The following is a 10,765-nucleotide window of genomic DNA, read 5'->3' on the forward strand; positions in this document are numbered from 1 at the left end:
GGCGGGGACGTTGTGCGGGGTCTCCGGGCTGCAGTTGTGGCTCGGGTAGCTAACCCAGGTTGAGGTCGGCGACGGTTACTGGTTGGCCGGTGGTTAGGGACTGGTTGGCGGCGATGCCGACGGCTACTGCGTTGATGCCGTCGTTGATGTCGGCGGCGCGGGCGAGTGGGTCGTTGCCGGGGCCTTGGAAGAGGTCTGCGTAGAGGAGGCGGTCGCCGCCGCCGTGGCCGCCGGCGGCTCGGGGGATCTCCACCTCGACTGCGGCGGTCCAGTGCTTCTGGAGCACCAGGCGTTCGCCGTCGGAGCGGATGTCGCCGGTGATCAGGTTGCCGGCCGGATAGCTCGGGTCGATGTGGGCGTCGATCACTGCGGCGCGTTCGACGACCTCCAGTTCGGCCCGGCCCTCGGTACCGTTGACGGAGACCTTGTAGCCCTCCCAGGGGGCGTGGGCGTTCAGGGAGTAGCTGAGCCGCGCACCGTTCGTGTACTCGGCGATGACGGCCAGGTTGTCCTCGATGGTGATGCCCGGACCGAAGACGTCCTGGTCGCGGAGGTAACCGTCGTACTTCTCGCTCTCCAGGTACAGGCGGCGGTTGGAGTCGTCGTGGCGGAGGTCCAGGAGCCAGGGGTCGTCAGCCCAGTCGTCGACGGTGCCGCGCGGCGGGCGGGGGCCCAGGCCGCGGGCTGCGGCGTTCTGGTCGCCGTAGAAGGACAGGGCGCCGGAGGCGAAGACCCGGGCCGGCTCGGAGGCGATCCACCAGTTGACGAGGTCGAAGTGGTGAGAGGCCTTGTGGACAAGGAGTCCGCCGGAGTTCTGCTTCTGCCGGTGCCAGCGACGGAAGTAGTCCGCACCGTGCCTGGTGTCGAGCACCCACTGGAACTCGACGCTGGTGACCGTGCCGATGGAGCCGTCCGCGATCAGCTTGCGTAGTGCGCTGTTGCGGGGTGAGTAGCGGTAGTTGAAGGTCACGACGACGGTCTTACCGGACTCCGCCATCGCCGCGGCGATCTGGCGGGTGCCTTCGGCGTCGATGGTCAGCGGCTTCTCGACGATCACATCGGCGCCCGCTCGGAGGAGCCGGGAGACGACGGCTGCGTGGGTGTAGTCGGGGCTGGTGACGATCACTCGGTCGACGGACTGCTCCTTGACCATGCGCTCCAGGTCGTCGGCGCCGTACTGCGGGAGTTGGTGGCCGCCGAGCTCTTCGACGTACTGCTGGTGGAAGGCGAGACGGCCGGGGTTCGGGTCGAGCAGGGCTACCAGTTCGGCGTCGGTGGGGTGGTCCTGGAAGATCGCCCGGACGTATTCGCGGGCTCGGGAGCCGGTTCCGGCGACGGCATAGCGGCGGGCCATGGCGGCTGCCTTCTCTCTACTCGTGGAGATCTACTCGTGTAGATCGAGGCTAACAACGGTCCGGGTAAGCGGTCAACGGTCGTTACGATCGGCTCATGTCGTCCCCAGTCACGCGCAACGACGTCGCCCGGTACGCCGGTGTCAGTACTGCGGTCGTGAGTTACGTCGTGAACGACGGGCCGCGCGCGGTGTCCCCGCAGGCGCGGGAACGAGTGCTGGAGGCGATCCGCGTGCTCGGCTACCGGCCGAACGCGACAGCTCGGGCACTGCGGACCGGGAGCACGCAGACCTTCGGACTGATCACCCCGGATGGCGGGAACCCACTGTTCGCCGAACTGGCCAAGGCGATCGACAAGGCGGCCGCCGAACGCGGGTACGTCGTACTGCAGACCAGTGCTGACGGTGACCCGGAAACCGAACGCACGAAGGTCGCACAGCTACTCGCACGCCAGGTGAGCGGGCTAGTGCTAGTGACACCAACCGAAGCCCCAGACCTGTCCGGCGCTGACGTGCCCGTCGTTGTCGTCAATCGACTGCTGCCAGGTGTGAGCTCAGTCAGCCCGCGCTACCGCGAGGGTGCACGAGCCGCCGTCGAACACCTGGCCGGCCACGGGCACACCCGCATCGCTCTGGTGATTGGTGAGGGTGGAAGAAGAGTGCCGGAACGGGAGCGGGGCTGGCGGGAAGGGCTGCGAGCGGCAGGGCTGCCGGATGGGCCAGCGATCAGGGTGGGGTTCAGGCGCGAGGGCGGGTACCTGGCGGGGCAGTGGTTGGTGGGGCTGGAGGAGCGGCCTACGGCTGTGTTCGCGAGTTCGGACCTGCAGGCGATCGGGTTGCTGAGGGCCTTGCGGGAGGCGGGACTGAGGGTGCCGGCGGATGTGGCTGTGGTGGCGTTTGATGGGACGCCGGAGGCGGAGTACTCGTGGCCGCCTTTGACGGTGGTGCGGCAGCCGGTGGAGCGGATGGCTGCTGAGGTGGTTCGGCAGTTGGTTGAGGGGACGGTTGGTGAGCCGACCGCCTACCCGACGGAGCTGGTGGTTCGGAAGTCCTGTGGGTGTTAGAGGGTGCCCAGGTCCTCGAAGATGAGGGCGGTGCGGGTGCCCAGCACTTCTGGGATGGCTTGGAGCTTTTCGAGGACCACGCGGCGGAGGCCCTCGTTGTCGGCGGCGCGGACCAGGAGGATGGCGTCGAAGTCGCCGCCGACCAGGGCCATGTGCTTGATCTCGGGGATGGCTTGGAGCTGTTCGCGCAGGGAGCGCCAGGAGCTCTGGCGGAGACTCAGCGTGACGTACGCCGAGGTGGCGAGGCCTAACTTCAGCGGGTCCACGGTGACCGTGAAGCCGGTGATGGTGTCGGTGCTGGTGAGGCGTTCGACGCGGGCGTAGGCGTTGGCGCGGGAGATGTGAACCTGCTCCGCCAGGGCGCGGATCGAGAGCCGTCCGTCCCGGCCGAGGGCCTCGATGATCTGCCGGTCGATCTCGTCGAGTGCCGGAGCGATGACCATCCGTCCAGGTCCGGCGTGATGCGGGATCTCGTCCTCGGACATTTGCACTCCAAACTCGGCCGACCGTAACCATCTGTCTCGGCATTTTCCCAGGTCTGGATCCGAATGGCCAGAAGTACGACGATGTGGCCACCGTCCGTCTCCTGCGCCTGGAGGGCCCATGACTACCGTCGAGGAGCAACTGCTCCCCTCCAAAGAACCAGTCCGGTTGATCGACCAGGACGGGGTTCTGCACGACCATTCGTCGTACCAGCTGCCGACCCAGCAAGCCCTCGTCGATGGCTACGTTGAGTTGATCAAGGGCCGTCGGATCAACGATCAGGCCAGCGCCTTGGTCCGGCAGGGCCGGCTGGCTGTCTACCCGTCGTCGCACGGGCAGGAGGCCTGTCAGGTCGCCGCCTCGATGGTGCTGGCCGACGGGGACTGGCTGTTCCCGACGTACCGCGACACGGTCACGATCGTGAGCCGCGGCGTCGACCCGATCGAGACGTTGACGCTGCTGCGTGGTGACTGGCACTCGGGCTACGACCCGTACGCCCGCAACGTCGCGCCGCAATCGACGCCGCTGGCGACGCAGCTGACGCACGCGGTTGGCGTTGCGCATGCGGCGCGGCTGAAGGGTGAGGACACCGTCGTGATGGCGCTGTGTGGTGATGGCGCGACCAGCGAAGGTGACTTCCACGAGGCGCTCAACTTCGCGGCTGTGTTCAAGGCGCCGGTCGTCTTCTTCGTGCAGAACAACGGGTTCGCGATCTCGGTGCCGCTGTCCAAGCAGACCGTCGCGCCTTCCATTGCCCACAAGGGGATCGGGTACGGCGTCCCCGGAGAACGGGCCGATGGCAACGACCTTGCCGGGCTGCTCGCCGTACTCGGGCAGGCTGTTGACAAGGCACGCGCCGGCGAGGGACCGCAGCTGGTCGAGGCGCACACGTACCGGGTGCAGGCGCACACGAACGCCGATGACGCGACGCGCTATCGGCAGGACGACGAAGTCACGCCGTGGCTGGCGAAGGATCCGATCAAGCGGCTCGAGGCCTATCTGAGCAGCGCCGGGTTGCTGAGCGACGACATCAAAAGGCGGGCCGAGGATGCGGCGACGCGGGTGGCGCAGCAGTTGCGCGACGGGTTGATGCCGGAGCCGAGTGTCGATCCGGAAGAGCTGTTCACCCACCTGTACGCCGTACCGACGCCGCAGCTGGCCGAGCAGGCCGCGTTCCTGCGCGACGAGCTGGCCCGAGAGGAGGCCTGATCATGACGCATCAGAAGATTTCGATGGCGCAGGCCTTGAACCAGGCGCTGCGGGACGCGATGACCGCCGACGACTCCGTGCTGATGTTCGGTGAGGATGTCGGCGCGCTCGGCGGGGTCTTCCGGATCACCGACGGGCTGACCGCGGAGTTCGGCGAGGATCGTTGCTTCGACACCCCATTGGCCGAGTCCGGGATCGTCGGGATGGCGATCGGGCTGGCCATGAACGGGATGCGGCCGGTGGTCGAGATGCAGTTCGACGCGTTCGGGTATCCGGCGTTCGAGCAGATCGTCTCCCATGTGGCGAAGATGCGGAACCGTACGCGCGGCCGGATCGCGCTGCCGATGGTGATCCGGATGCCGTACGCCGGCGGGATCGGCGGTGTCGAGCATCACTGCGATTCGTCCGAGGGGTACTACGCGCACACGCCGGGGTTGACGGTCGTTGCCCCGAGCACCGTTGCGGACGCCTACACGTTGTTGCGCAGGGCAATCGAATGGCCGGATCCGGTGGTGTTCATGGAGCCGAAGAAGCTCTACTGGGCCAAGGAGGAGGTCGATCTGACCGAGCCTGCACCGGGGATCGGGACTGCCGTCGTACGGCGAGAAGGTGCGGACGCGACTCTGATTGCGTACGGGCCCTCGGTGCCGGTCGCGATGGAGGCCGCGGAGGCTGCTGCGGCCGAGGGGCGGGAGCTGACGGTCGTGGATCTGCGGTCGGTGGTGCCGTTCGACGACGAGACGGTTTGTGCTGCAGTACGGCGTACTGGGCGGGCCGTGGTTGTCGCCGAGGCGAGTGGATTCGCGAGTGTGTCGTCGGAGATCGTTGCCCGGGTCACCGAACGGTGCTTCCACTCGTTGGCCGCGCCGGTGCGGCGGGTGACCGGGTTCGACATTCCGTATCCGCCGCCGAAGCTGGAGAAGTTCCAGCTGCCGGGAGTGGACCGGATCCTCGATGCTGTTGACGATCTGCAGTGGGAGGACTCGTGAACACGTTCCTGCTCCCGGATCTCGGGGAAGGGCTGACCGAGGGCGAGATCGTGCGCTGGTTGGTGGCCGCGGGTGATGTGGTGGCCGTGGACACCCCGGTCGCGGAGGTCGAGACGGCGAAGTCGGTCGTGGAGCTGCCGTCGCCGTACGCGGGGGTTGTCGAGGAACTGCACGGTGAGGTCGGCACGGTGATCCCGGTCGGCAAACCGCTCATCACCATTGCCGCCGAGGTCGGTGCTGCCTACCGCGAGGAGGAGCGCGCCGGGTCCGGCAATGTCCTGATCGGCTACGGAACCGGAGAATCGGCCGGGTCCGGTCGGCGCCGGAAGCCGCGCGGTGCCGCGTTAGCCGGTAACTTTTCGTCAAATAGCGCCCAAAAATTACCGGATAGTGCGAAGCGGCGGGTGCCGCTGGTGGTTTCGCCGCTGGTACGGCGGTTGGCGCGGGACGCCGAGGTGGATCTGCGGGACTTGGCCGGGACTGGGCCGGACGGACTGATCGTTCGGCGGGACGTGGAGCTGGCTATCGCACGCCGTGTTGAACCTGCGGCCGTCGAGGAGACCCCGGCACCTGTAGCCAGCTTTGGCGCGGATTCGCGGACTGGGCTTGCCGAGTTGAAGCGGGAGTCCATGAGTGGGTTCCGGAAGATGGCGGCGGCGACGTTGAGTCGGAGTCGGCGGGAGATTCCGGAGGCTACTACGTGGGTCGACGTTGATGCGACGGCGCTTGTCGAGCTCAGGGAATCGTTGCGGACGGCAACTGATTCGGGGCCGGGTTTGCTGGCTTTGATGGGGCGGTTCGTGGTTGCCGGGCTGGCGAAGTATCCAGAGCTGAACGGGTTTGTGGACACCGAGCGGGAAGAGCTTGTTCAGTTCGACGGGGTGAACCTGGGGCTGGCGGCGCAGACCGAGCGTGGGCTGGTCGTGCCCGCCGTACCGAATGCGCACAAGTTGACCGCGCGCGGGCTCGACGCGGAGATCCGGCGATTGATGGAGACGGCTCGTGCTGGGCGACTGACGCCGGAGGAGCTCAACCGTGGGACGTTCACACTGAACAACTACGGGAGTTTCGGCGTGGACGGCAGTGCTGCAATCATCAATCACCCGCAGGTGGCGATCCTGGGCGTCGGGCGGATCATCGACCGGCCGTGGGTGGTCGACGGTGAGCTTGCCGTGCGAAAGCTGACCCAGCTGTCGCTGGTGTTCGACCACCGGGTGTGTGACGGCGGCACGGCGGCGGGATTCCTGCGATTCGTGGCCGATGCTTTCGAGAACCCGGCGTCCGTTGTGGCAGATCTGTGATGCCGGGACTAGGCAACTAGGCGTAACACTCGGACACGATTCGGTTGCAGTACGGCAGAAATCGCCGTTCGGCGGCCAGATACTTGCGCATGGCAAGCTTCTGGCTCCAGACTGCGAGGGAATCCGGTGCCCAGGGGTGAGGCGGAGCGCGAGAGTCCTCGCGCACGGTCTGGGGTTCCGGTCCACGAATCGTGTCGCCCCAGCGGCCGGTCCAGCACCAGAGGATGAACCTTGAACACATCGGTGCAGGTGCGGGGAAAGAAGTCACGACTGGCCACGGTGCTCGGGGGTGCGGGTGCTCTCGCGCTCGCGGCGGGCGGCCTGTCGCTGGCGACAGCTCCGTCGGCCTCGGCCGACGGGATCGTGAAGCCGGGGAACCCGAACTGCGCCGATCTGGTGCCGGGGTCGATCGAGATCAAGTTCGACCCGCCCAACCCGGGGCCGAAGACCGAACAAGGTGTCACGGTCACCTGGACCGAGGGCAAGCTCCTGATCGACGACCCGGAGCACCCGGGTGACCAGACCGGCGGCCAGCTCGTCAACTTCACCGCCGTCGGCGGCACGGTGCTCGGCGCCATCATCAAGGGCGGCCCGAACGCGAACTTCTACGCCTACCCGGGTGGGACCGTCGCTGGGACCAAGCTGCACACGCCGGTCAACGACAACAACGACAAGTACTACGGCATCAGCCACGTGACGTTCTGCGTCGCCAAGCCGACCACGCCGACCCCGACCCCGACGCCGACTCCCACGCCGACTCCCACGCCGACGCCGACCCCCACTCCGACCCCGACCCCGACGGACACGCCGACCGTGACGCCGAGCGACACCCCGACGCCGAGTGACACGCCGACGCCGACCGACACCCCGAGCGAGACGCCGACCACGACCGGCCCGCCGACCACGGCTCCCAGCAGCCCGATCGGCGTACCGACCGAGGTCGACGCCGGTCTGAACGGCGGCACGCAGAACGCTTCGGCCAGCACCTCCGGCCAGAGCCTCCTGGGCATCGGACTGCTCGGTCTCGGTGGTCTGCTCGTCGCAGCCGGCGTGCTGAAGGCTCGCCAGCGCAAGGGATTCCACTCTGCCTGACCTCCGCGCACAGCGCCGCCGTCCGGGGCGTGCCCGATCGTCGTGGGTGACGATCGGGGCCCTGGCGGCCGGCGTCGCGCTGGTCGGTGTCGGCGGGTTCGTCCAGCTACGCGGCAATGATGCCGAGGGACGGGCCGGTACGACGCCGACCCAGGTCACCCCGGAAGCGGAGCAACCGGACGACGGCGAACCCGCATCCCCAACCCCGGGCAAGACATCCAGTACGACGAAGCGCCCCCCGGCCGAAGCACGCAGTACGGCGGCCGCCCGACCCGGGAACCCGACCAGGCTCTCGGTTCCCAGCCTCGGGATCTCCACCCGGGTACTCGCGATCCGGGCTCAAGGCGGAACGCTCGTACCGCCGTCCAACCCGCGCATCGTGGGGTGGTGGGCGGATGGCGCACAGCCCGGTGCGTCGAAGGGTTCCGCGATCATCACCGGCCACACGGTTCATGACGGCGGCGGCGCCTTCGACGATCTGGAACTGGTCAAGCGTGGCGCCTCGATCCGCGTCACCACGAAGCAGGGGACGACGGACTACGTGGTCGCGTCGGTCACGACGTACCGGAAGAAGGCGCTGGCCAAGAAGGCCGCGCAGCTGTTCGACCAGAGCGTCGCGGGGCGGTTGGTCCTGGTGACGTGCGAGGACTGGGACGGTACGGCGTACCTCAGCAACGCGGTCGTTGTCGCCGTACCGAAAAAGTGAGTGGCCGAAACGATGAGTGGCCGGCCCCCGTGGGACGGCCACTCTCGCTGCAACTAGTTGTTGATCTGCGTGGTTAGCGCGGTGTAGTACGAGGCGACCTCGGCGTACACGCCCGGGTTGCCGGCGTCGGCGCAGCCGATACCCCAGGAGACGACACCGAAGAGGCGGCCGTTCAGGACGAGCGGGCCACCGGAGTCACCCTGGCAGGAGTCCTTGCCGCCTTCCTTGTAGCCGGCGCAGATCTCGCCGTTGGCGACGTAGCCCTCGCCGGCGTACTGCTGCTGGCAGTAGGAGTCACCGAGCACCGGCGTGAGCACCTTCTGGAAGCGGTCCGAGGGACCGGTGCCCTCGGTGTTGCCCCAGCCGTACACGGTCGACTGCGCGCCGACCGCGTCCGCGGCCCGGCTGGACTCCAGCGGCAGCGTGGCGACACCGGTGAACGGGGTGGCCAGCGTCAGTACGGCGACGTCGTGGCCGGACTCGCGCCCGTACAGCGGGTCCTTCCAGATCTTGGAGATCTTCGAGGTCTTACCGGCCGTGGTGCGCAGGTCGTCGCGACCCTGGACTGCGGTGTAGGTGCTCATCGTCTGCGTGACGCAGTGCGCCGCGGTGACGATCTTGTTCGCCTTCACGAGCGTGGCGCCGCAGTACTGGTCGTACGGGTCGGAGGAGCGGGTGTTGTTCAGCGCGATCGCCCAGGGGGTCTGCGCGGTGCTGGCCAGCGTTCCACCGACGATCGGGGCCGGCGGCTTGGACTGGGCGGCCTGCGCCTGCCCCACTGCTCCGGCCGATGCAGTCACCAAGATGACGGCGGCAAACGCGGCACGGGCGAGCTTGAGCTTTCCTGTCATGCCTCACACTCCAGGGTGATGTTTTGGGGCCGCAGGGCGGCGCGGTCCCATCACTGTGAAGAGTTGTACGGCGACACGGAGTAGCACAAGCGATTGATCGGGCACAGTGGTGACGGGTCATCCCTGTGTCACGAGGCTCAGGAAAGCTGTCGTGGCCGCAGCCCGACCAGAATCACCCGGAGCCCCGCGGAAAACCGTGCTTCCGGGCCGGCGCGGTTGGCTCGGTTGAGGTACGCGGCCAGACTCTCGGCGCCGACACCGAGCTGATCGCCCGCCTTGTTTGCCCATTGGCGCTCGGTCAGTCCGCTGCGGCGGACCATCGCGGACCAGGCGGAGTCCGTGACGGCGGAGCCGATCAGATAGTGGAAGACAGCCGAGACGGCGGAGTCGAGGTGCTCGCCCTTGAAGCGGGCGCCGGCCAGGATCGTGACGAGCTGATCGGTGAAGGCCTGGTAGTTCGGTCCGAGGCCGGCGTGGGTGGCGAGCAGCTGGGGTGCCCAGGGGTGCTCCCACAACGCCCGGTACGCCGCTGTGCACGCGAGGGTCAGGTGGTCCCGCCAATCGCCCGGGCCAGGGTCGGCGACCGCCGTACCGAGGATTTCGTCGACTGCGAGCTCGAGCAGGTCGTTCTTGTTGGCGATCCGCCAGTAGAGGGCGGAGGTCGCGGCGGTGCCGAGCTCGGCGGCGATCTTCCGCATCGAGAAGCCGTCCAGGCCGTCGCGGTCGAGGAGTTCGATCGCGGTGCTGATGATCTGCTCGCGGGTGAGGGGTGCCCGGGTCGCCTCGGCCTCGGTCCGGAGCCAGACCGAGCCGAGCGCCGTTCGTTCGTCTGCTGCTCGCACTGAAACAGTGTGTCACGTTCTGGGACGTTGTGTTGGCGACCAAAGTCGCACGACGAGGAACGGAGGGTGGACGAAAGGTCGCCGATGCCGGCGAACACTCGGAGGTATGAACGAGCCACAGGTCAAGCGCCGCACAGCCACCATCGGGCTCCTCGCCGGCACCGTCGGCCTGGGCGCCTTTCCAGCATCCGCTGCCGCCGTACCCCGGCGGCGTCCCCGGCTCGCGTTCAAGGGAGTCGCGTACGACGTGGGGACGGGGTTCCTGGGGGACGACAGCCGGATGCGGTGGAGTCGCGAGTTGATGCGGGGGGAGGTCGGGGCGATTCGGGATCGGCTGCACGCGAACTGGGTGAGCGTGTACGGCAGCGATGTCGGGCGGTTGGTGGAGACGGCGAGCGAGGTGCTTCAGCAGGGGATGGCGGTGTCGGTGCAGCCGCGGGCGTTCGATGAGCCGCAGGGGGATGCGTTGGCGAAGCTGCGCGAGGTGGCGATCGGGGCGGAGCGGTTGCGGCGGCGGTTCGGGCCGGAGGTGATGCTGGTGGTGGGGTGTGAGTTCATGTTGTTCACGCCGGGGATCGTGCCGGGAGCGGACTTCTTCGAGCGGGTCGCGTATCTGGCCAAGGGCGACTACAACATGACCGAGCTACAGCGGAAGTTCCGGGTGTTCACCGCGCAGATGGTGAAGGTTGCCCGGCGCCACTTCCACGGGCGGATCACGTACGGCGCCGCACATGACCTGAGAACGTGGACTGGTCGCTGTTCGACATCGTGGGGCTGGACTTCTATGGAACTGATCCGAAGGAGCTGGCGCCGTTCCGGCGGTGGGGGAAGCCGATCATGGTGCTGGAGTTTGGGTGCTGCACCTTCCCCTGGGCTT

At 67.7% G+C, this 10,765-nt stretch carries 11 protein-coding genes; 7 read left to right on the forward strand and 4 right to left on the reverse strand.

The genetic code is table 11. The features are described from left to right. Positions 1 to 49 precede the first annotated feature (49 nt). Positions 50 to 1,354, reverse strand: coding sequence for a Gfo/Idh/MocA family protein (locus tag E1261_RS38820; protein WP_132414748.1), 1,305 nt, complete (start codon positions 1,352 to 1,354; stop codon positions 50 to 52). A 95-nt stretch (positions 1,355 to 1,449) separates the two neighbouring features. Here E1261_RS38820 and E1261_RS38825 point away from each other — a divergent pair, with 95 nt between their 5' ends. Further along, positions 1,450 to 2,415, forward strand: coding sequence for a LacI family DNA-binding transcriptional regulator (locus E1261_RS38825; protein WP_132414749.1), 966 nt, complete (start codon positions 1,450 to 1,452; stop codon positions 2,413 to 2,415). Here E1261_RS38825 and E1261_RS38830 read toward each other — a convergent pair. Further along, positions 2,412 to 2,900 carry an Lrp/AsnC family transcriptional regulator gene (locus E1261_RS38830; RefSeq protein WP_132414750.1) on the reverse strand — a complete coding sequence of 163 codons (489 nt, stop codon included), beginning with the start codon at positions 2,898 to 2,900 and terminating at the stop codon, positions 2,412 to 2,414. The genes E1261_RS38825 and E1261_RS38830 overlap by 4 nt on opposite strands. A 118-nt stretch (positions 2,901 to 3,018) precedes the next feature. Here E1261_RS38830 and E1261_RS38835 point away from each other — a divergent pair, with 118 nt between their 5' ends. The 5 genes from E1261_RS38835 to E1261_RS38855 all read left to right on the forward strand — a co-directional run bounded on the left by E1261_RS38835 (position 3,019) and on the right by E1261_RS38855 (position 8,195). After that, positions 3,019 to 4,107, forward strand: coding sequence for a thiamine pyrophosphate-dependent dehydrogenase E1 component subunit alpha (locus E1261_RS38835; RefSeq protein WP_132414751.1), 1,089 nt, complete (start codon positions 3,019 to 3,021; stop codon positions 4,105 to 4,107). A 2-nt stretch (positions 4,108 to 4,109) separates the two neighbouring features. Then, entirely contained in the window at positions 4,110 to 5,096 is a 987-nt protein-coding gene (locus tag E1261_RS38840) for an alpha-ketoacid dehydrogenase subunit beta (protein ID WP_132414752.1), read from the forward strand. Further along, the gene (locus E1261_RS38845) at positions 5,093 to 6,397 is read left to right on the forward strand and encodes a dihydrolipoamide acetyltransferase family protein (RefSeq protein WP_132414753.1); all 1,305 of its coding nucleotides are present in this window, start codon (positions 5,093 to 5,095) and stop codon (positions 6,395 to 6,397) included. Before E1261_RS38840 ends, E1261_RS38845 begins: the two co-directional genes overlap by 4 nt. Positions 6,398 to 6,628: 231 nt before the next feature. Continuing rightward, a complete protein-coding gene (locus E1261_RS38850) occupies positions 6,629 to 7,489 on the forward strand; it encodes a hypothetical protein (protein WP_132414754.1) in 861 nt (286 codons plus the stop codon). 46 nt (positions 7,490 to 7,535) lie between these two features. Then, positions 7,536 to 8,195 (forward strand): class F sortase, encoded by a 660-nt coding sequence (locus E1261_RS38855; protein WP_238176705.1) that lies wholly within the window; start codon positions 7,536 to 7,538, stop codon positions 8,193 to 8,195. Positions 8,196 to 8,248: 53 nt separating this feature from the next. Here the strand turns inward: E1261_RS38855 and E1261_RS38860 are convergent, their stop codons facing one another. Together E1261_RS38860 and E1261_RS38865 are read right to left on the reverse strand one after the other, a co-directional pair. Then, positions 8,249 to 9,046, reverse strand: coding sequence for a S1 family peptidase (locus E1261_RS38860; protein WP_132414755.1), 798 nt, complete (start codon positions 9,044 to 9,046; stop codon positions 8,249 to 8,251). Positions 9,047 to 9,183: 137 nt separating this feature from the next. Then, entirely contained in the window at positions 9,184 to 9,888 is a 705-nt protein-coding gene (locus E1261_RS38865) for a TetR/AcrR family transcriptional regulator C-terminal domain-containing protein (protein ID WP_132414756.1), read from the reverse strand. A gap of 106 nt (positions 9,889 to 9,994) precedes the next feature. On the opposite strand from E1261_RS38865, the gene E1261_RS38870 reads away from it, so the two are divergent. After that, on the forward strand, positions 9,995 to 10,765 hold a 771-nt coding region (locus E1261_RS38870), incomplete at its 3' end, for a hypothetical protein (protein WP_202875404.1).

The sequence above is a fragment of the Kribbella albertanoniae genome (assembly GCF_004348455.1).
Taxonomy (GTDB): Bacteria; Actinomycetota; Actinomycetes; order Propionibacteriales; family Kribbellaceae; genus Kribbella; species Kribbella albertanoniae.